The organism is Thiorhodovibrio winogradskyi, from assembly GCF_036208045.1.
In the GTDB taxonomy this organism is placed as follows: domain Bacteria; phylum Pseudomonadota; class Gammaproteobacteria; order Chromatiales; family Chromatiaceae; genus Thiorhodovibrio; species Thiorhodovibrio winogradskyi.
Map to the genome: position 1 here is coordinate 4,388,847 of NZ_CP121472.1, position 19,006 is coordinate 4,407,852.

30 protein-coding genes and 1 pseudogene are annotated in these 19,006 nt (G+C 61.3%); 26 read left to right on the top strand and 5 right to left on the bottom strand.

Going from position 1 to position 19,006, the window contains the following annotated elements:
- The first annotated feature begins 34 nt into the window (after positions 1-34).
- The 5 genes from Thiowin_RS20085 (at position 35) to Thiowin_RS20105 (ending at position 5,940) form a co-directional block, all read left to right on the top strand.
- Positions 35-718 (top strand): class I SAM-dependent methyltransferase, encoded by a 684-nt coding sequence (locus tag Thiowin_RS20085; protein WP_328984742.1) that lies wholly within the window; start codon positions 35-37, stop codon positions 716-718.
- Positions 719-865: 147 nt separating this feature from the next.
- Positions 866-2,185: a nucleotide sugar dehydrogenase gene (locus Thiowin_RS20090; RefSeq protein ID WP_328984743.1), complete on the top strand. Its 1,320-nt coding sequence runs from the start codon at positions 866-868 to the stop codon at positions 2,183-2,185.
- 259 nt (positions 2,186-2,444) lie between these two features.
- Positions 2,445-4,487, top strand: coding sequence for a heparinase II/III domain-containing protein (locus Thiowin_RS20095; RefSeq protein ID WP_328984744.1), 2,043 nt, complete (start codon positions 2,445-2,447; stop codon positions 4,485-4,487).
- A gap of 4 nt (positions 4,488-4,491) precedes the next feature.
- Positions 4,492-4,737, top strand: a complete 246-nt coding sequence (locus Thiowin_RS20100; protein WP_328984745.1) for a hypothetical protein — start codon at positions 4,492-4,494, stop codon at positions 4,735-4,737.
- 78 nt (positions 4,738-4,815) lie between these two features.
- On the top strand, positions 4,816-5,940 hold the full coding sequence (locus tag Thiowin_RS20105) for a hypothetical protein (protein ID WP_328984746.1): 1,125 nt from the start codon (positions 4,816-4,818) through the stop codon (positions 5,938-5,940).
- A 17-nt stretch (positions 5,941-5,957) separates the two neighbouring features.
- Here the strand turns inward: Thiowin_RS20105 and Thiowin_RS20110 are convergent, their stop codons facing one another.
- Together Thiowin_RS20110 and csy3 are read right to left on the bottom strand one after the other, a co-directional pair.
- Positions 5,958-6,566 (bottom strand): type I-F CRISPR-associated endoribonuclease Cas6/Csy4, encoded by a 609-nt coding sequence (locus tag Thiowin_RS20110; RefSeq protein ID WP_328984747.1) that lies wholly within the window; start codon positions 6,564-6,566, stop codon positions 5,958-5,960.
- Positions 6,567-6,568: 2 nt separating this feature from the next.
- Positions 6,569-7,399, bottom strand: a complete 831-nt coding sequence (gene csy3, locus Thiowin_RS20115) for a type I-F CRISPR-associated protein Csy3 (protein ID WP_408034109.1) — start codon at positions 7,397-7,399, stop codon at positions 6,569-6,571.
- Between the two features lie 424 nt (positions 7,400-7,823).
- Here csy3 and Thiowin_RS20120 point away from each other — a divergent pair, with 424 nt between their 5' ends.
- The 6 genes and pseudogenes from Thiowin_RS20120 to Thiowin_RS20145 all read left to right on the top strand — a co-directional run bounded on the left by Thiowin_RS20120 (position 7,824) and on the right by Thiowin_RS20145 (position 10,045).
- The gene (locus Thiowin_RS20120; protein WP_408034110.1) at positions 7,824-8,024 is read left to right on the top strand and encodes a UPF0175 family protein; all 201 of its coding nucleotides are present in this window, start codon (positions 7,824-7,826) and stop codon (positions 8,022-8,024) included.
- Positions 8,024-8,503 carry a DUF3368 domain-containing protein gene (locus tag Thiowin_RS20125; protein WP_328984748.1) on the top strand — a complete coding sequence of 160 codons (480 nt, stop codon included), beginning with the start codon at positions 8,024-8,026 and terminating at the stop codon, positions 8,501-8,503. The genes Thiowin_RS20120 and Thiowin_RS20125 overlap by 1 nt, the downstream gene beginning before the upstream one ends.
- Positions 8,504-8,743: 240 nt before the next feature.
- Positions 8,744-8,914, top strand: a pseudogene (locus Thiowin_RS20130) (DUF4351 domain-containing protein); the annotation flags it as partial.
- Positions 8,915-9,157: 243 nt separating this feature from the next.
- Complete coding sequence (locus tag Thiowin_RS20135; protein WP_328984749.1) at positions 9,158-9,421, top strand: hypothetical protein; 264 nt, start codon at positions 9,158-9,160, stop codon at positions 9,419-9,421.
- 22 nt (positions 9,422-9,443) lie between these two features.
- Positions 9,444-9,641: a type II toxin-antitoxin system MqsR family toxin gene (locus Thiowin_RS20140; RefSeq protein WP_328984750.1), complete on the top strand. Its 198-nt coding sequence runs from the start codon at positions 9,444-9,446 to the stop codon at positions 9,639-9,641.
- Between the two features lie 2 nt (positions 9,642-9,643).
- Complete coding sequence (locus tag Thiowin_RS20145; protein ID WP_200246217.1) at positions 9,644-10,045, top strand: type II toxin-antitoxin system MqsA family antitoxin; 402 nt, start codon at positions 9,644-9,646, stop codon at positions 10,043-10,045.
- Positions 10,046-10,128: 83 nt separating this feature from the next.
- Here Thiowin_RS20145 and Thiowin_RS20150 read toward each other — a convergent pair whose 3' ends face one another.
- The 3 genes from Thiowin_RS20150 to Thiowin_RS20160 are packed head-to-tail and all read right to left on the bottom strand — an operon-like array spanning position 10,129 to position 11,196.
- Positions 10,129-10,521, bottom strand: coding sequence for a hypothetical protein (locus tag Thiowin_RS20150; RefSeq protein WP_328984751.1), 393 nt, complete (start codon positions 10,519-10,521; stop codon positions 10,129-10,131).
- A gap of 2 nt (positions 10,522-10,523) precedes the next feature.
- Positions 10,524-10,964 carry a type I-F CRISPR-associated protein Cas7f/Csy3 gene (locus Thiowin_RS20155; protein ID WP_328984752.1) on the bottom strand — a complete coding sequence of 147 codons (441 nt, stop codon included), beginning with the start codon at positions 10,962-10,964 and terminating at the stop codon, positions 10,524-10,526.
- Positions 10,965-10,971: 7 nt separating this feature from the next.
- Entirely contained in the window at positions 10,972-11,196 is a 225-nt protein-coding gene (locus Thiowin_RS20160) for a hypothetical protein (RefSeq protein ID WP_328984753.1), read from the bottom strand.
- Positions 11,197-11,413: 217 nt separating this feature from the next.
- Here Thiowin_RS20160 and Thiowin_RS20165 point away from each other — a divergent pair, with 217 nt between their 5' ends.
- The 15 genes from Thiowin_RS20165 (at position 11,414) to Thiowin_RS20235 (ending at position 18,985) form a co-directional block, all read left to right on the top strand.
- Positions 11,414-12,265 (top strand): hypothetical protein, encoded by an 852-nt coding sequence (locus tag Thiowin_RS20165; RefSeq protein ID WP_328984754.1) that lies wholly within the window; start codon positions 11,414-11,416, stop codon positions 12,263-12,265.
- Between the two features lie 4 nt (positions 12,266-12,269).
- Positions 12,270-12,557 carry a hypothetical protein gene (locus Thiowin_RS20170; protein WP_328984755.1) on the top strand — a complete coding sequence of 96 codons (288 nt, stop codon included), beginning with the start codon at positions 12,270-12,272 and terminating at the stop codon, positions 12,555-12,557.
- A gap of 73 nt (positions 12,558-12,630) precedes the next feature.
- Positions 12,631-12,858 (top strand): DUF433 domain-containing protein, encoded by a 228-nt coding sequence (locus Thiowin_RS20175; protein WP_328984756.1) that lies wholly within the window; start codon positions 12,631-12,633, stop codon positions 12,856-12,858.
- Positions 12,855-13,196 (top strand): DUF5615 family PIN-like protein, encoded by a 342-nt coding sequence (locus Thiowin_RS20180; RefSeq protein WP_200282023.1) that lies wholly within the window; start codon positions 12,855-12,857, stop codon positions 13,194-13,196. The genes Thiowin_RS20175 and Thiowin_RS20180 overlap by 4 nt, the downstream gene beginning before the upstream one ends.
- Before the next feature lie 241 nt (positions 13,197-13,437).
- Positions 13,438-13,785, top strand: coding sequence for a transposase (locus Thiowin_RS20185; protein ID WP_328984757.1), 348 nt, complete (start codon positions 13,438-13,440; stop codon positions 13,783-13,785).
- A 22-nt stretch (positions 13,786-13,807) separates the two neighbouring features.
- Positions 13,808-14,506: a transposase gene (locus Thiowin_RS20190; protein ID WP_328984758.1), complete on the top strand. Its 699-nt coding sequence runs from the start codon at positions 13,808-13,810 to the stop codon at positions 14,504-14,506.
- The gene (locus tag Thiowin_RS20195; protein ID WP_328984759.1) at positions 14,496-15,206 is read left to right on the top strand and encodes a phosphoribosyltransferase; all 711 of its coding nucleotides are present in this window, start codon (positions 14,496-14,498) and stop codon (positions 15,204-15,206) included. The genes Thiowin_RS20190 and Thiowin_RS20195 overlap by 11 nt, the downstream gene beginning before the upstream one ends.
- Before the next feature lie 76 nt (positions 15,207-15,282).
- Positions 15,283-15,867, top strand: coding sequence for an acylneuraminate cytidylyltransferase family protein (locus Thiowin_RS20200; protein WP_328984761.1), 585 nt, complete (start codon positions 15,283-15,285; stop codon positions 15,865-15,867).
- Positions 15,868-15,894: 27 nt separating this feature from the next.
- On the top strand, positions 15,895-16,203 hold the full coding sequence (locus tag Thiowin_RS20205; protein WP_328984762.1) for a hypothetical protein: 309 nt from the start codon (positions 15,895-15,897) through the stop codon (positions 16,201-16,203).
- Between the two features lie 863 nt (positions 16,204-17,066).
- The gene (locus Thiowin_RS20210) at positions 17,067-17,285 is read left to right on the top strand and encodes a hypothetical protein (RefSeq protein ID WP_328984763.1); all 219 of its coding nucleotides are present in this window, start codon (positions 17,067-17,069) and stop codon (positions 17,283-17,285) included.
- A gap of 13 nt (positions 17,286-17,298) precedes the next feature.
- Positions 17,299-17,634 carry a type II toxin-antitoxin system PemK/MazF family toxin gene (locus tag Thiowin_RS20215; protein ID WP_408034111.1) on the top strand — a complete coding sequence of 112 codons (336 nt, stop codon included), beginning with the start codon at positions 17,299-17,301 and terminating at the stop codon, positions 17,632-17,634.
- Between the two features lie 173 nt (positions 17,635-17,807).
- Positions 17,808-17,960 carry a hypothetical protein gene (locus Thiowin_RS20220; RefSeq protein WP_328984765.1) on the top strand — a complete coding sequence of 51 codons (153 nt, stop codon included), beginning with the start codon at positions 17,808-17,810 and terminating at the stop codon, positions 17,958-17,960.
- A complete protein-coding gene (locus Thiowin_RS20225) occupies positions 17,957-18,376 on the top strand; it encodes a putative toxin-antitoxin system toxin component, PIN family (RefSeq protein WP_328984766.1) in 420 nt (139 codons plus the stop codon). Before Thiowin_RS20220 ends, Thiowin_RS20225 begins: the two co-directional genes overlap by 4 nt.
- Complete coding sequence (locus tag Thiowin_RS20230) at positions 18,373-18,609, top strand: toxin-antitoxin system HicB family antitoxin (protein ID WP_328984767.1); 237 nt, start codon at positions 18,373-18,375, stop codon at positions 18,607-18,609. The genes Thiowin_RS20225 and Thiowin_RS20230 overlap by 4 nt, the downstream gene beginning before the upstream one ends.
- A gap of 223 nt (positions 18,610-18,832) precedes the next feature.
- On the top strand, positions 18,833-18,985 hold the full coding sequence (locus Thiowin_RS20235) for a hypothetical protein (protein WP_328984765.1): 153 nt from the start codon (positions 18,833-18,835) through the stop codon (positions 18,983-18,985).
- Positions 18,986-19,006 lie beyond the last annotated feature (21 nt).

The window sequence follows — 19,006 nt, forward strand, 5'->3', positions numbered from 1 at the left end:
ATTCCAGTCTACATCCAACATAAAGGCCGATGCGATGTCCTCTACTTCACAAATACTTCTTGAATCCACTTTGCAATCATCCAATCGACTGGAGTTCTGGAAGACTTTCGTAAAACAGTTTGAAATTGAATCGATACTTGAGGTAGGCGTATTTAGAGGTCAGTTTGCTGAGCAAATGTTGTTGGCTGAAAATAAAATCAAAAGCTATTGGATGGTTGACCCTTGGCGTCACTTGGATGATTGGAACAAGCCAGCTAATAAAGAAAATGAAGTATTCGAGAAATTCTACCTTGAAACGCTACGAAGAACCGAGTTTGCAGAAGGCAAAAGGATTGTGTTGCGCGGTAAGACAACAGAGGTAGTAGAGCAATTGCCTGATGGCAAGATTGATTTGGCATATATCGATGGCGATCACACGCTCAGAGGAATCACGATTGATCTTGTGTCGATCTACCCTAAGGTAAAGGAAGGCGGATGGATCGGAGGGGACGACTTTTCTAGAACGATATGGCAACATGGAATAGAATATGAGCCTACTCTCGTATTTCCATTCGCCGTTTATTTCGCGGAGGCGGTTGGCGCAAGAGTCTATGCTCTTCCCTATTCACAGTTCTTGATGCAAAAATCAACGTCATGTACATTTGAGTTTATAGACTTGACCGAAAGTTATGGCAATATTTCTTTAAAAGAGCAGTTTCTGCGTGCGGGGCATAAATGATCCACGCGATAAAGATCCTCAGCGATATTTACTATTAAAGGTTGGGTCGGCCGTGGGAAGTGCTCCTTCAGTACCGGGTCGCCGAAGGCGGCCACCCGCATCCAAACCCAACAGAAAGTCGCAAGCGCGGATTTCCCGAGAGAATATATGTCCAATACAATGCTTTTTACGAATTTATCTCAGCGATTAACTCAACACGAAGCCCTCATCGGCATCCTCGGTCTCGGCTATGTCGGCCTCCCGCTCATGCTGCGCTTCAGCGAAGTCGGCTACCGCGTACTCGGCTTCGATATCGATCCCGCCAAGACCGACAAGCTCAACGCCGGCGAGTCCTACATCGAGCACATCCGCGCTGAGTCTATCGCCGGAGCTCTCACGCAGGGGTTTCAGGCAACCACGGACTTCAGCCGCGCTCGCGACTGCGATGCGCTCATTCTCTGCGTGCCGACCCCGCTGAACAAATACCGCGAGCCGGATCTGAGCTTCGTGATCGCCACCACCGAGGCCATCGTGCCCAATCTGCGCCCCGGGCAGGTCGTCTCCCTCGAAAGCACTACCTGGCCCGGCACCACCGACGAAGAACTGCGTCCGCGCTTGGAATCCACCGGCTTAACGGTCGGCGAAGACCTTTTCCTGGTGTTCTCCCCGGAGCGCGAAGATCCCGGCAATCCCCAATTCACCACCCGCACTATCCCGAAGGTGCTCGGTGGCGTCACCTCCGCCTGTACCGCCGTGGGCGAGGCGCTCTACGGGCAGGTGATCGATCAGGTCGTCACCCTCAGCTCTACCCGCGCCGCCGAGATGACCAAACTGCTGGAAAACATCCATCGCGCCGTCAACATCGGCCTGGTCAATGAGCTTAAAATCGTCTGCGACCGCATGGATATCGACATCCACGAGGTCATCCGCGCCGCCGCCACCAAACCCTTCGGCTTCACTCCCTACTATCCCGGCCCCGGCCTCGGTGGCCACTGTATCCCCATCGACCCCTTCTATCTGACCTGGAAGGCACGCGAATATGGCCTCAGTACCCGGTTCATCGAGCTGGCTGGCGAGGTCAACACCAACATGCCCAAGTGGGTGGTCAGCAAGGTCGTCGATGCCCTTAACGACCGCGGCAAGGCGGTCAAGGGCGCCCGCATCCTGATCTTAGGGATTGCCTACAAGAAAAACGTCGATGACCGCCGCGAGTCGCCCTCCATGGAGTTGATGGAACTGCTGCAGAAGCGCGGAGCCGTGATCAGCTACTCCGATCCGCATGTGCCTAGCTTTGTGCCGACCCGCAAGCATGACTTCGACCTGGAATCCGTGCCCTTGACACCAGAGAGTCTGGCCGCCACCGATTGCGTGCTGCTGGCGACCGATCATGATCGCTTCGACTATGAACTGATCAAGACCCACGCGCCCTTGATCATCGATACGCGCGGGCGCTATCGCGAACCTGCACCGCACATCGTCAAAGCCTGAGCAATCTCCTCCATGTGCGGCATCGTCGGCTACATCGGCACTGAACCTGCGGTCGCGTGCCTTCTGCACGGCCTGCGCGAGCTGGAATATCGCGGCTACGACTCCGCCGGCCTCGCCGTGCTTGCGCCCGAGGGGCTGCGCTGCTTCAAGGCCGTCGGCAAGCCACCAGTGCAACCAGGATCTGGAAGCACTGGCCCAGTGGTCGCGTTACACCGCGGTTCAGCCCCTGGACCGACCATTCGCCCAAGCCGTGCAGCTCATGGCACTGGCCGTGCGGGACTGGACGTGGCTGGCGGATGCGACCCGGCGCCGGCTCCAATCCGCACTGCACCGAGCGATTGAGGAGGGCCTGACGCGGGTGCCAAAAGCCGTGTCCGCCGTGGATTCGGCCCAGGCATTGCTCGATGCCCCCAATCCCCATCAGTCGCTGCACAATATTCCGTTGATCGCTCAGGCCGCATTAGCGTTTGCGGCAGACGTGGTGGGTCATCCCGCCAAGCAGGAGCTGTCGGCGCGGTTTCAGGCGCTGTTCGAGGCCCGACTGACGCTGTGTGCCGACGGATTGACCGAGGGACTCTCCTACGATGGCTATCTGGCCCATTTCGCCCTGACTTGGCTGACGATGCAGCCGACGTCCGTGCGCGAGGCGCTGATTCACCATCCCGGTCTGGCGGATCTGGAACGCCAGGCGCTCGGGCAGGCCTGTCCCGGTGCCCTTTGGCGCTCGGCGGAGATCGGCGACGTGGAGGCGCAGGAGATGCCCTTTGTCTGGTCGGCCTTGGCGCGCTTGCAGGCGTTCAGCGTCAGCCCGCTCCGCGAGGCCTTGCTGGAGGCGATCCCGCCCGAGCGGTTGCGCGCGGATGCCCTGTGCCTGCGCGCCCAGGCGCGCACAAACCCGGTCGACCGGCAGGCGCTGGCCTGTCGCTCGGCACCGCTGCGCAGCAATGCCGCCATCACCCTGGCGAGTGGACTGGGTGATGATGATCTGAGCGGCGTGATCGCCTGTTGTCGCTCGCCCATGCATCACATCCAGGCCGACAGCGGTACCCTGCTGATGGGGCACGCCGGGCAGTGGTGGATCACTGACCCTGGCTATCAGCAATACCTCAAGACCTCGGAGCGCGACTTTACGCTGGGCGCGGTGGCGCACAACACGCCGGTGATCAATGGCCATGCGCAGACGCACAAGGCGGCTTGCCTGATCCATGCCGGCACCCTGGCCAATCCTGCGCCAGAGGGCGCGTTCGCGGTGCTGGATCTGACCGCCTGCTATCCGCCCGAGGCGGGTGCCGAGACCGTGACGCGCACCCTCTGGCGACTGGGCCAGACGCATCTGGTGGTCTGCGATACCGTGCTGACGGCAACGGGCGCCAAGCCGCTGTATCACTGGCACGCAGAGGCCGCGCTTTATTGGGGTGCGTTGGCGGGTGCGGTGTCGCTCTATGATGCGCAGCGCCATCGCACCCTGTGGATTCAAACCGGCGGCCAAGCGCTGAGTCTGGCTCAGCAGCAGCGTCTGCGCGGGTCACGCGGTCCTTGCACGCTGCGGGTGGAGTCGGCTGCGGCGGTGCATCACTGGTGGAGCTTTTCCCTGGCGGAGCGCCCACCGCGGTTCGCGCCGGACGGGACGCAAGCCGAGATCGGCAGCCAGACGCTCACGCTCGCGGCCACGCTGCCGGAGCCAACCACCGCGACGCTTGCGCTGTGGGTGCATCCAGCGCAGTTGGAGGTTCTCATCCAGCTCGGCGAGGCATCGCTCGGCACCGGCCAGCACCCGGGCTGGAACCTGACGCTGAGCGTCAATGGCAAAGCCGTGGCGCAGACCAAGACGCCGGGGCGGCGCGCCTTCCTGCCGATCCCGGCAATCAGCTCCGGCGATGCGGTGATGCTGACCGCCACCGCTGTCGCGGAGCCGACGTGCGCGAGCGGCGCGCCGATGCCTTACGTCTTGACCGACGCCGACATCCGCCAGATCCTGGCGATTCCGCTGCGGGTCTTTGCGCAAGCGGAAAACGGGCAGGTCAGCGGCCGCTGCGAGCGATTGCCGGGCGTCTTGGAGGGCACACTGGAATACGCCTTCTATCTACTTGTGGACGGTCAGAAAGTTCAAGTGCGCTGGTATGAGCCCTCGCCGGTGCATGCGTTTAGCCTCGCACCGGACATGGCAGGCAAGGCGGTGCAGGTGCGCGGCTTTGTGCGCGCCGTGACGGAACCGGACCGCAAGCTCTCCGCGCTCAGTGCGCGCTGCTGGCCGAAACCTGAGACGATGGCGCCCCTCCCAGCAACGAAACCAGGGAATTAAGATCATGTGCGGCATCGTCGGCTACATCGGCACCCAACCCGCCATCGCGCGCCTCTTGCACGGCCTGCGCGGCCTGCGCGAGCTGGAATATCGCGGCGACGACTCCGCCGGCGTGGCGGGGCTGGGCAGCGAGGGTCTGCGCTGCTTCAAGGCCGTCGGCAAGCTCAAGAATCTTGCCGCCAAGCTCGGCGACTATGAATCCAGCGGCCCGGTCGCCGCCATTGGTCACACCCGCTGGGAATTCCAGTGACAGTTTACCGAATAGCCCAAGGATCGCAGCAGCCAAAGCCCCTCCCACCCTCAGCCGCGCATCGGCTAGACTCTCGGCATGAGCCGCGACCCCCGCATCCCCTGGCATGAACTGCTCGGCAAAGCCCTCACCGACGCGCTGATCGGGCTGCCGTACAGCGTCAGCACCGAAGAAGAGCTCGCCCTGCGCAGCCAACGCCTGGATGTGCTGATCATCGAGCAAGCCCCGGCGGCAGGCAGCGACGGCAGCGACCCTCGCCGCAGGGTCGCCGGCGGGCACCTCGAGCGCACCAACGCGCCACACCAGGCGCGGAACGTGCTGCCCGCACCCGAGTTCCATCCCAACGACCTTGAACGCCCCGATGGCCTCGAAGACCTCGCCGCGCACAATCTGCTCAGCTTCAAAGCCGCCGGCGCGCCCTATGACGCCTGGGCGCTGGAAGAGCTCAATAGCCACTACGTCACCTACCGCAAGCTCGCCTCGATCCGCGCCCTGCCACATCAGCCCGCGCGCCTGCCACAACGGCCGATCCGCGATGAGCACCCCGTCAGCGACACCGATCAGCGCTCACCACAATCGCCAGCGGGAGACGCCCGCGATCAGCAACCCGTCAGCGAACCCGATACGGCCTATCGGCTGCTCCCCGCCGCCGACTTCCGCAGCTACGCCGTGGCCACCCATTTTCCACGCAAGCTGATCAAACAACTCCCACCGGGCAGTTGTCAAAGAGGCCAACAGCCCGGTCTCTACACACTCCGCGCCGGCACTCGCGAGGTCCGCCTCATCGTCATCAACGATCTGCGCGACCTGCCGCACAACGCCCCTTGGCGGCTGTTCTGCAGCAACAAAGCGCAGCAACGCGCTGCGCTGCAGCAGTATCATCCCCACAGCGAGATCGGCCTGCACCTCTACAGCCTCCTCGCCCACCACCTGCTCGGAGACGGCACCATGGCCCACACCTTTGAAGACATGCAACGCGAAGCCCACGAGTGGTTGAAGGACTCCATCCGCAAGCTCGATCCTGATGAGGTGCTGCAGTGCTACGCCCCAGAGGAGCGGCTCAAAGGGCTTGAGCCTGAGGATCGGCTCAAGGGGCTTGATCCAGAGGAGCGGCTCAAGGGGCTTGATGCAGAGGACGTGTTTTCGCGATTTGATCCTGCCACGATCGAGGCCTGGCTGAAGAAACACCGCCGGGATCACTGATGGGGTAGGGGGGGATGTCATGCCCATCCCGACAATCGCGACGCCGATGGCAAGGCAAAGGGGCGTGTTGTCACAGACAGCCCGAAGCCATCCGGCTCAGGGTCAGCGGTGATCGGCCCCTCGGCCGCGATGGGCTCAACGATCAAGCGGAACGCTTGTCGGGTGCTTGCGCTCTGCAGCTCGAAGTAGGGCAAGCGCGCCGCGAGCGCCTGGCGCATCCGTCGTTCTCGGGGCATACCCTCGAGTTTGTTGAGGGCGCGCGCGTCGGTCGGCTGCCCCAGCGTCAGCCAGGGGCCGCTGACATCGGACTTACGGCTTGGGATGCGGAAGCGGTGATAGCGCATCCAGGGGCCGTCGTAGTGCTCAGGGACCTCGATCACATCGCTGATCCGCGCCGGGAGATGGCGCGCGCGAAAGGCCAGTGATTCCAGTTCCAAGACTGAACCGGCAAACACACGCAATCGGCTGAGTGCGCGCTCTGGCGCGTTCGGCAAGGCCAGCGCATAGTGCCCAGGCCGTTGTTGGAAGCCGTCATGCAGCATCTTGAGTGCCTCGGAGGCGGCCGCCGGCAAGGGCAGGCGCGGACTGGAGCGCAGCGCGAGATCGATACAGAAACGCGGCTGCATGCTCATTCCTTGGCGCTGGAGAGGACACCACCCCGGACCAGGACGCCGAGCATATACATCCCATCTGGCGTGTTTGGGTCGAGGACATTGAGCTGGCGTGACAGCTCAAAGGCGGAGCTGTGCTTGACGCGGAAGAACCGCTGCTCGCGCAGCGAGGCGCCATTCGGCTCAATCGCGATCGGGCGATTCACCAAGGGATCATAGCCCGGGTACCAGGTGTCGATGGTGCGCAACGCGTTGGTGAGCTTCTGATCGCGCAAGGCCGCCTGTCCCATCACGCGTACACCGTCGACCTCGCTAACGCCACTGGGCGCGCGCTGAGGATGCCCGACGCAGTAGAGCGGGCGGGCAAAGCCGGACGGCTTGCCCGGGACGTAGCTTTGCGAGGGAAACACCTCCACCGCACCGGGGATACCGAAGTCGACCAATGCCTCGACCAGGATCGAGGTCTTGGCGCGGCCATTGAGTCCGTCGGCGATGGCGCCGGCGAGGCTGCGCTCACGCTCAGCGTAGCCGTCAAAATGCCGGGTCGGGATCGAGAGCGCATCAAAGCTCAGCGTGTGGCCGTTGCCATTGAACTCTAGGGTGGTGGTGATGGAGAGGGCGCGCGCTAAGGTGCGATTGCGCCAGAGCCAGCGTCCGTTGGCGATGTTGCGGGCAAACCGGGTGGCGACCTCGTCGACACCGGCACTGCCGATGGCGCGTTCGACAAAGGCCGCGAACGAGGCGCGATAGCGTTCGGGCAGGCTGGTGTCCTGATCGCCCTTGGCGGCACTCACCGCATGCAGCGCGTCACGCAGGTCGAGGAAGCGCACCGAGAAGCGCACCACCATGCCCAGGGCATCGGCCGACAGCTTGGCGGTGTCGGTGAGCTGGATCTGGGATACGGCGCGACGCCGCTTCTGTTATACCCGCCAGGCTCGGTAGCGGCGCATCTGCGAGGGATCTGGCGTGAGCGAGGGGCCGTTGTGGTAGATGGCCAAGGCCTCGCGGGGTCGAGGCGTGGGGCGGCAAACACGAGGGGCTGGGTTGCCTGGAACGCCAAGCTGCCGACGTTCTGCGGATTGGCTCCACCGATACCGAGCTCCGCCCGTTGTCGTTGGTGGGGGTGGCGGATCTACCCGAACCTGGCGGGGTTGGTTATGATCAAAGACTGACCTGTTGCTTGAGGTCTGGAGTCACCAGGGAGACTGTCGGTTGATGATGTCAAACACCGTTGAATTCGCTTGCCCGCCTGAGGTTATGCTCAGTCTGCACATGAACTCGCGAGAACTCGCCGATCGCGTACAACGAGATGCCGCCATGGCGTTGTTTCGAGAAGGGCGTTTGTCCTCTGGGTTAGCGGCCCAGTGGCTTGGTATGCCGCGCGTGCATTTTCTGCTGATGGCCATGGCCGCCGGTGCCGAATTGCTGGAGGACACTGAGGAAGATTTCCGGCGCGAGACGGCATTATTGTAATGGTGTTCTGCGATACGACGCCCTTGATCGCCCTGGCGAGCATTGATCGACTTGATCTGTTGCACCAAGTGCTTGGCGATATCGCGGTGGCTCAAGCCGTGGCGGAGGAATGCGCCCAGGGTGGGCCGATCTCGGTACCCGCCCTGCGGAGCTTGGCTTGGATGACGGTGTATCCCGACTTGCCATCGGATGACGCGATGATCTTGGATCTGGATCGAGGCGAAAAACAGACGATTTTGCTCGCTCGTCATCACGGCGGCGATCTGGTCGTGATCGATGAACGCCGCGCGCGCGGGCTGGCCGAATACCTTGGGCTGCGCGTGACTGGAACCTTGGGTATTCTCGCTCGGGCAAAAGCGAGCGGCTTAATCCCCTCTTTTCGGGAGGCGGCTGTTGCGATGCATGACCAAGGCATTTATTACAGCCGGGGGTTGATCGAACGTCTGGCCGAACGACTTGGTGAAATAGTTGCAAATTAAAGGGAATTCCAGTGATAGTTTACTGAATAGACCAAGGATCGCAGCAGCCAAAACCCCTCCCACCCCCCAGCCGCGCATCGGCTAGACTCTCTGCATGAGCGCGCCTTGATCTTGGAGCTCTTCCGGCTCATCGACTGGATGATCCGCCTACCCGAGGCGCTGGAAGCGGACTTTCGTCACCAACTCTATACCTACGAGTAGCAACAGCGTATGCCGTATGTGACCAGCGTTGAACGAGCTGGGATTCAGAAGGGTGAAGCCAGGACACTGCTGCGCCAACTCACTCAGAAATTCGGTCCCGAAGCCGCACAAGCCCACCGCGAGCGCATCGAAGCCGCCGAGTTGGAGCAGCTGGAAGCCTGGCTCGATCGCATCCTCAGCGCCGAGACCCCTGAGACGATCTTCCACTAAGGCTCAGAGTTGGGGATTCATTGGGGGCCGGGCTCGACCCGCGGGATCGGGTGCTGAAGGCGAGCTACGCCGCCGAGGTGCGTCGACATCTCAACAGCGGTCCACCGCGCCGGGAGCGCGCCCCAGTTGGTTGGAGGTGCGGATGATGATCGAGCCGGAAGCGGAGGCCGAGACCGAGGCCCCGCAACCTGCCGCGACGGCGCCCATCGCTCCGCGGCCTGACCGCGAGTGAGGCTCTAACCCATGCACCCGAGCGCCCTGGAAACCGGTCGGCTGTTCTTCGAGATCGATTGGCGGGACGACTTCCACAACATCCTCGATATCGGCTCGCGCGATGTGAACGGCACCCTGCGCTCGGTGAAGCCTGAGGGCGCGGCCGGCTCCTCGGCGCGACCAACCTGCGCCGTGGCGATGCCGAGGCCGAGCGCTTCCAGGCGCTACCGGAAGACCTGCGCGATCTCAAGCAGGCGCAAGCGCTGCGGTTGCTGTCCCGCTTGCCAGCGATAACCAAATAGGTTATTTTTTGTTGATGGAGAAACGGACCCCGCACTGCAAGCTGGATGTCGTGCAATCCCTGGTCAGGGCTGGCCAGGTACGAGCCACGCGATCCTATGCCGATCATCGGGTCTGGCAGGATGTCTATCGGCCAAACACGCGGGCTGGCGATCTCTACCTAAAATTGACGGTGATCGACGATCTTCTGATTGTGTCCTTCAAGGAGTTGTGACCATGAAGTGCCCTGTTTGTGGCGCGGCGGAACTGATTCGCGACACGCGCGACATCCCTTACACCTACAAGGGCGAAACCACGCTTATCCCGTCGGTCACGGCTGACTTTTGCCCGGCCTGCGACGAATCCATCACCGATCGGGCCGAAACCGAGCGCGTCATGTGTGAGATGCAAGCGTTCAACAAGCAGGTGAATGCGGCGATTGTCGACCCTGACTTTCTTGCCCAGGTGCGCAAGAAATTGCATCTCGGGCAACGCGAGGCGGCGGAGCTCTTCGGCGGGGGCGTCAATGCCTTCTCCCGCTACGAAACCGGCAAGACCAAACCACCGCTTGCGCTGGTGAAGTTATTCAAGCTGCTTGACCGTCATCCCGATTTGCTCGACGAGCTCAAGATGGTCTGAGCGTTTGCGCGGTTCGAGCGCGAAGGCCAGCGCATTGCGCTCAGATCATGGCAAGCGCTGATGCCCAAGACAGATCTTTATACCTATCCCGACAATCGCAACGCCGATGGCAAGGCAAAGGGGCGCGTTGTCACAGACAGCCCGAAGCCATCCGGCTCCGGGGCAGCGGTGATCGGCCCCTCGGCCGCGATGGGCTCAACGATCAAGCGGAACGCTTGTCGGGTGCTTGCGCTCTGCAGCTCGAAGTAGGGCAAGCGCGCGCGAAAGGCCAGTGATTCCAGTTCCAAGGCGGAGCCGGCAAACACACGCAATCGGCTGAGTGCGCGCTCTGGCGCATTCGGCAAGGCCAATGCATAGTGCCCGGGCCGTTGTTGGAAGCCATCATGCAGCACCTTGAGTGCCTTGGAGGCGGCCGCTGGCAACGGCAGGCGTGAACTGGAGCGCAGCGCGAGATCGATGCAGAAGCGCGGCTGCATGCTCATTCCTTGGCGCTGGAGAGGACACCACCCCGGACCAGGACGCCCAGCATAGACATCCCTTCTGGCGTGTTTGGGTCGAGGACATTGAGCTGGCGTGACAGCTCAAAGGCGGAGCTGTGCTTGACGCGGAAGAACCGCTGCTCGCGCAGCGAGGCGCCATTCGGCTCAATCGCGATCGGGTGATTCACCAAGGGGTCATAGCCCGGGTACCAGGTGTCGATGGTGCGCAACGCATTGGTGAGCTTCTGATCGCGCAAGGCCGCCTGTCCCATCACCCGCACGCCGTCGACCTCGCTGAGGCCACTTGGCGCGCGCTGCGGATGCCCGACGCAGTAGAGCGGGCGGGCAAAGCCGGAGGGCTTGCCCGGGACGTAGCTTTGCGAGGGAAACACCTCCACCGCACCCGGAATGCCAAAATTGACCGGGTGCGGCCTCAGCATGCTGTGCTTAACAGCAGCACTCCGCCCCAAACTGATCGATCTTCTGCCAGAACTGCGCCCAGCGTCCGACGGTCTGGGTCAGGGCGCGCAGGCTGAGCACGATGCCGGCGCCCTTGGTCTTCCAGCGCATGCCTGAGGCGCAGAGGCGCTGCTTGACGAGGGTCTTGCAGGCCGCCTCGATGACCCCTGAGCCGATCGGTAGTCCCTCGGCAACGAAGCGCGGGTAGTCCATCTGATGGCGGTGGTTGTCGAAATAGGTCCGCGCCGCGTGGACCTCATGGCGCAGGGTCTGCGAGAGCCCGCGGCGATCCGTGAGGCGGGCGGCCTCAGCGATCAGTTGATCGAGGGCGTTGGGGTCGTGCTTGAGGCGGTGGCAGTGGGCGTGCTGCCAGTCCTCGCGTCGCTGGGTGTCGCGGCGTTGCGGATACTGCGCTTGGGCGAGTGTGCCGATGTACTCGGTGGCATGGAAGATTCAAACCGGCGGCCAAGCGCTGAGTCTGGCTCAGCAGCAGCGTCTGCGCGGGTCACGCGGTCCTTGCACGCTGCGGGTGGAGTCGGCTGCGGCGGTGCATCACTGGTGGAGCTTCTCCTTGGCGGAGCGCCCACCGCGGTTCGCGCCGCACGGGACGCAAGCCGAGATCGGCAGCCAGACGCTCACGCTCGCGGCCACGCTGCCGGAGCCAACCGCCGCGACGCTTGCGCTGTGGGTGCATCCAGCGCAGTTGGAAGTCCTCATCCAGCGCAGCGAGGCATCGCTCGGCACCGGCCAGCACCCGGGCTGGAACCTGACGCTGAGCGTCAATGGCAAAGCCGTGGCGCAGACCAAGACGCTGGGGCGACGCGCCTTCCTGCCGATCCCGGCAATCAGCTCGGGCGATGCGGTGATGCTGACCGCCACCGCTGTCGCGGAGCCGATGTGCGCGAGCGGCGCGCCGATGCCCTACGTCTTGACCGAGGCCGACATCCGCCAGATCCTAGCGATTCCGCTGCGGGTCTTTGCGCAAGCGGAAAACGGGCAGGTCAGCGGCCGCTGCGAGCGATTGCCGGGCGTCTTGGAGGGCACACTGGAATACGCCTTCTATCTACTGGTGGACGGTCAGAAAGTTCAAGTGCGCTGGTATGAGCCCTCGCCGGTGCATGCCTTTACCCTCGCACCGGACATGGCAGGCAAGGCGGTGCAGGTGCGCGGCTTTGTACGCGCCGTGACGGAACCGGACCGCAAGCTCTCCGCGCTCAGTGCGCGCTGCTGGCCGAAACCTGAGACGATGGCGCCCCTCCCAGCAACGAAACCAGGGAATTGAGATCATGTGCGGCATCGTCGGCTACATCGGCACCCAACCCGCCATCGCGCGCCTCCTGCATGGCCTGCGCGAACTGGAATATCGCGGCTACGACTCCGCCGGCGTGGCGGTGCTGGGCAGCGAGGGGCTGCGCTGCTTCAAGGCCGTCGGCAAGCAAGCTGGCCAAGGCGCAGGGGCTCGCCACCCTGGCGCTGTGCAATGTGGACAACAGCTCCATCGCGCGCGAGGCCGAGGGCAGTTGGGGGGGCCTCAGCGGTCACCGAACATGCCGCCAACTGGGCTGCCCGACTAGACCCAAGCGCCCGTTCAGGGTAGCTTGTGAAATAACCACCAGCGATTCCAAGCCTCAGCTCGCGCAAGAATTGATGAACGCCGACCACGATCAACGCATTACTTTCAACCCTCGCCAATGTGGTGGACGGCCCTGCATTCGCGGCATGCGTATTCGCGTCGCCGACATCCTGGAGATGTTGGCGCAAGGAGTCGAGGTCAAAGAGATCCTCGCCGACTTCCCCGACCTGGAACCTGAAGACATCAATGCCTGCCTGCATTACGCAGCCAAGCGGTCCGACATCCCAAGACTGGCTGCATGATCTTTTGGATCGACGCGCAATTGCCACCAGGGCTGGCACCCTGGCTGACTGAGCGCTTTGGCGTTGAGGCGAAGTCGTTGCGTTTCCTTGGCTTGCAGGATGCCGAGGATTTAGAGATTTTCAATATTGCCCGCGCTGACGGCGATGTGGTGCTGATCAGCAAAGACAGCGACTTCGTCGACCTCGTGTCGCAACAAGGTCCGCCGCCGCGATTGCTCTGGGTGACCTGTGGCAACCTGACGAATCGGCGCCTTCGCGAGGTTCTGCTGCGCGTCTTCGAGGATGCACAGGCAGCGCTTGAAGTCGGTGAAGTGATCATCGAACTCGGCGATGCATGATCATCCACTACCGCGTCAAGCTCCAGAATTCTGGGGACAGTATACTTAATTCCTTTCGGGCTGCCCCCAACGCTCCCACCCCGCCCCAAATCGGCTAAAATCACCCCATGACAGCCGACACCCAAGCCACAGACACCAGCGACAAACCCGACTACGACAGCCCCTGGAAAGAGGCGCTGGAGTAATTAAAGAGTAATTAAAGGGGCCAGGCTCGATTTAATTTCTGTGCTAAACTCAAGGCATGCCAAGACGCCCCCGTTTGCACATTGCCGACTACCCTCACCACATTGTCCAGCGCGGCCATAATCGCGCGGCTTGCTTCTTTGCCGATGAAGACTACCAGGCTTATCTCCATTGGCTTGGAGAGGGCTTGCAGAAAACCGGGGTACGATTGCACGCCTATGTGCTGATGACCAATCATGTCCATCTGCTGCTCACGCCAAAGGCGGCGGACGACATTCCACGCTTGATCATCGCGCTGGGCCGGCGGTTCGTGCAATACATTAACCGCAGAATTCCGGGGACAGTATACTTAATTCTTAGTCGAAGAACGCCAAATGGGGTTACAGTTTTACCAAGGCGTTTGTGACGGTTGAGAAATTGACGGAACAATGGCACGACTTCCGCGCGTGGTGGTTCCGGGGCTGCCGCATCATGTAACGCAGCGCGGCAATCGACGGCAGCAGACGTTTTTTAGCGATGACGACTATGCGGAGTATCGTCGCTTGCTCTCGCTCTCCTGTCGTGCCTGCGAAACGCGGGTGTTGGCTTACTGCTTCATGCCCAATCATGTGCATCTGATTCTGGTTCCCGCGACGGAGTTTGGTTTGCGGGATGCGTTGGGTGAAGCCCATCGGCGTTACACCCGAATGATCAATTTTCGCCAAGGCTGGCGGGGGCACCTGTGGCAGGAACGGTTCCACTCGTTCGTCATGGATGAGCGGCATTTGATCGCCGCGGCTCGGTATGTGGAGTTAAATCCCGTGCGCGCTCGCCTGTGCCAACGGCCAGAGGATTGGGAGTGGTCGAGTGCGCGGGTGCATTTGGCGGGAGTGGATGATGCGTTTGTCCAAGTCGAGCCGCTGTTGGAGCTGATCTCAGACTGGCACCGCTTTCTTAGCGAGCCGGAGGACGGGGACACTGTCGAAGCCCTGCACGCTCATGCCCGCACCGGGCGGCCGCTCGGCGGGGATGACTTTGTCGAAGCACTGGAGCAGCGCCTAGGTCGTGCGCTTAAGCGCCAAAAGCCTGGACCAAAGCCACGCCAACGGGATACTGACACGCGGGATATGTTCGACCATGGCGCTTAAGCCAGCCCGTACCCCGTTGCGCGATTTTCCGCCAGTGGTGATTCACAGCCCTGAAATCGCGGTCAAGCGGCATCCCGACTATCGCGCGGCGAAGTCCGGGGATGTGCAAGCGGCGTTTTCGCTGGTCAAAGCGACCATCGCCGAGCCAGCGGTGCTGAAGATTCGCGAACTTGTTGCTGGGCGTCAAGTCATCCTCGCCTCGGCACATGCCGTTGAGCGTGACGGGGTGAACGCAATTCCGGAAGCCTTGGCGGATGAACTCAGTGCGCGTCTCAGTCTGCCGGTTGATGAAGGCTTGGTGCAGATCAACATTGTCGGTCATACGGGCGCGAATGGATTTGCCCGCCTGGCCAGACCGGCCGCATTTGATGGCGAAGTCATTTCCGGAGCCTGTTACTTGCTGGTGGATGACTTTGTCGGACAAGGTGGAACGCTTGCAAACCTGAAGGGGCATATCGAGTCGAATGGCGGCGTCGTCATTGGTGCAACGGTACTCACCGGCAAACCCTTTTCTGCCGTTTTGTCGCCAACACGAGAGCAGCTTACTGCGCTGAGAGAGAAACATGGACAAACACTTGAAACCTGGTGGCACGAGCGATTCGGTTATGGGTTCGATTGCCTTACTCAATCAGAAGCTCGTTACCTCGAACGCTCCCCGGATGCTGACACCATCCGAAGTCGCCTTATTGAGGAAGAGTAAGCAGGAAATTGCCGAGCGTTATCGAGCTTCGAGGAGAAAGGAATGAGGCTCAATCTATGACCGTACAAATTGTCACATGAAGACACTAGCCCTCATCCCCCTGCGCGGCGGCTCCAAAAGCATCCCGAAGAAAAACATCAAGCCCCTGGCCGGCAAACCCCTGTGCGCCTGGGTGCTGGAGGCCGCCACCGCCGCTGAGCGCATCGATGCGGTCTATGTCTCCACCGACTGCCCCGAGATCGCCGCCGTCGTCCAGGGCCTGAACCTGGGCGTGCAGCTCATCGAGCGTCCGGCTGAATACGCCACCGACGAGGCCTCCACCGAAGCCGTCATGCTCCACTTCATAGCGCAGGCGCCCTTCGAGCGCCTGGTCACCATCCAGGCCACCTCCCCGCAACTGCGCGCCGCGGATCTCGACACCGCCCTCGCGCGCTTCGACCAGGAGCGGCTCGACTCGCTCCTCAGCGCCGTGCGCACCAAACGCTTCTTCTGGCACGACGACGCCACCCCGATCAATTACGATCCCCTCCAGCGCCCGCGCCGCCAGGACTTTCCCGGCACCCTGATGGAAAACGGCGCCTTCTACATTACCCGCCGCGCCATCCTGGAACGCCACCGCTGCCGCCTCGGCGGGCGCATCGGTCGCTGTGATGTCCTTTGACAAAGGAAAATAATAGACTTGTACAGGATGAAATATGCTGACCAACAAAAACAATGGGTTACAGATCGACAAATCAAGCACTTAGGCTTCATCCGGTACAAGTCTAATGCTGAGTCCTTTGGAGGTTCAATGAAATCAAGTGTGAAAACTGGCCACGTTGATCATGCCCGCTCCATCAAGCCTCTACCCCGTGAAAATGAGGAGAGTCGCGAGTTGGAGGCGATTTCGCGGACTGTCCATCGCTTGCAGTCAGATCCGCAAGCATTACAACTGGCCATGCAAAAGGCTGGCATCCTCACGCAGTCTGGCCAGTTGGCAGAGGACTATCGATCCTGATGCCTCGTCTTGGCCACTATGAAATTCTCCCGGGCTTGCTGCTCGGCTTTCATGGGACAGACCGCACCGTTGTCGAGCGCGTGCTGTGTGGCGAATGCCACCTTGAACCGAGCAACAATTCCTATGACTGGTTGGGAAACGGCGTGTATTTTTGGGAATACAGTCCTCGTCGGGCATTCGATTTTGCGGTGCAGGCGTCGCGCGACGGCCGCTCCAGCCGAGGCGTCATCTCCGATCCGGCGGTGATCGGTGCGGTGATCGATCCGGGAAGATGCTTGAATCTTCTTGAAGCCTCCGCGCTCGATCAACTTCGCCAGTCGTACATGGCCCTGTCCGAGAACAAGACAACCGCCATGCCGAAGAATGTTGGTGGTATCGATCGACGCCAGGGGAAAACGGGGGGAAAACGGGGACAGACCACGTTTTCTGCTCCGGGCGCGACACCCGCCAAGCCCGGCAACCTGCGAATTCTGGGGACATACTTAATTCCTCTGGGCTGGCAGGGCGCGCTGTTCGCGGCTAAAGCCGCTCCCACCCCGCCACCAAATCGGCTAAACTCACCCCATGACAGCCGACACCCAAGCCACCGACACCGCCGACAAACCCGACTACGACAGCCCCTGGAAAGAGGTGCTGGGGCATGTGCCGGGGTAGGGGAGTTAGCCGCCGCCCCTATCCGAAGCCGGTGGAGGTGGCGGCTATCCCTGCTTGAGCACAATCGGCTAAACTCTGTTCATGAGCGCCGATACGCCAGATGCTGTATTCGAGCCGGCACGGAGTAATTGCGACCGGCGTTTCAATAGCCGGGTTCGCCAAACAATCAGAGAAGGGATCGGCGTGATCAATTGCCCGAGGAAATCACGATGACGACACCTGTGGCGCATGTTGTGCGGCCCGATCATTCGCCCGCCGCTGAGATTGGTTTGAACAGACGTGTCCGCAACTCGTGTGAGCAGAGGATTGATCCGACAATCGACACCCTCGGCTGGACGCTTGAGGAAGCACGCATGACTCGCGCGCGGCTATCCAGCTTCGCCGAGGATTGGGAAACGCCGGGGATGGATGCCTATGACCGGGATTAAGCGCGGAGCTGTGGTGCTGCTGCGCTTCCCGAATACTGATTTGCGTACTTACAAGCGTCGCCCCGCGTTGATCGTTCAGGCCGACCTGCCGACGGGGCTGAACCAGAAAATCGTCGCCCTGATTACCTCCAATCTCACGCGCACCGGACCGACTCGAGTGGCCGTGAACCAGGCTAGCCAAGCCGGGCAAGAGATGGGCTTGCGAGGTGATTCAGTCATCGTGCTCGATAATCTCGCGACCGTCTTGGAGCGTGAGATTGATCGCGTGATTGGCTATTGCCCAGAGATGGACACTGTTGAGCTGGCGCTATGTCGGGTGTTTGGCCTGGCGAGCGGGCGAAAGAACTAACCCCGTCTGAACCCAGGTTTCCCGGGCCCACATCCGCCACTGTAATGGTCAAAAACTCCAACGACCATCGAACTGTGGATTTTAGCCTTGTTGGAATTGCGGGGACAGTTTACTTAATTCCCTCTTCTGCCCTCACCTCCCACCCCCACCACCGAATCGGCTAAACTCCCGCCATGACAGCCGAGACCCCCGACAAATCAGACAAAGCCGCGCTGCGCCAATGGCGCCGAGCCTTCGGCATTGCACTGACGGGTGTCTTTGCTGGGGTGCCCTGGCAGATCGAGCGAGTACAGCCGGTATTCAACATTGAGGTACGGTCAGCGTGAGTGTCGTGCTGGACACCTGCGTTTTGGTGGCGGCTGCACGGTCGCGTCATGGGGCTTCTAACGCTCTGATGTTATTACTTCCCGACCGGCGAATTCAACCAGCGGTATCCGTGCCTCTGTTCGTGGAGTATCAGGCAACATTGCTCCGTGGCGAGAATTTGGGTGGTCGTTCAGCGAGAGATGTCGACGACTTTCTTGACTATCTTCTGTCATTCAGTCATTTGCAGGATATTCACTATCGCTGGCGCCCGGCACTTGCGGACCCTGATGACGACTTCGTCCTGGAGCTTGCGGTAGCGGCAAGTTGCCGTTACATCGTGACCCACAACCTCCGAGATTTCCGAGGGGCCGAACAGTGGGGTGTCGAACCTATCGCCCCAGGCAATCTGTTAAAACATTTGGAGGAATTGATGTGAGCACTCTGACAATCAACATTCCTGACAGCCTCGTTGGTCAGCTTCAGCAGTTTTCTGTGGATCAAGGCATCACCGTAGATCAACTACTTTCCTCGGCCGCTGCCGAAAAGTTAAGTACACTCATGACGGTAGAGCACCTGCGCGAGCGTGGTGGCCATGGCGACCGCGCTGCCTATCTACGCTTTCTGGAGTCCGCTGCCGACGCTCCGCCAGTGCCCGGCGACGAACTGTAATGGTCAAGAAACTGTAATGGTCACAAAACCCAACGACCATCGGACTGTGGAGTTTAGCCTTGTTGTCAAGCGTATTTTAGGCCATCGCGACAGGCCGAACAGCGGTTCGTCACCCGAAATCGGCTCTCGAAGCGCGCTTGCGGGAATTCCGGGGACAGTTTACTTAATTCCCTCTTCTGCCCTCACCTCCCACCCCCACCACCGAATCGGCTAAACTCCCGCCATGACAGCCGAGACCCCCGACAAATCAGACAAAGCCGCGCTGCGCCAATGGCGCCGAGCCTTCGGCATTGCACTGACGGGTGTCTTTGCTGGGGTGCCCTGGCAGATCGAGCGAGTACAGCCGGTATTCAACATTGAGGTACGGTCAGCGTGAGTGTCGTGCTGGACACCTGCG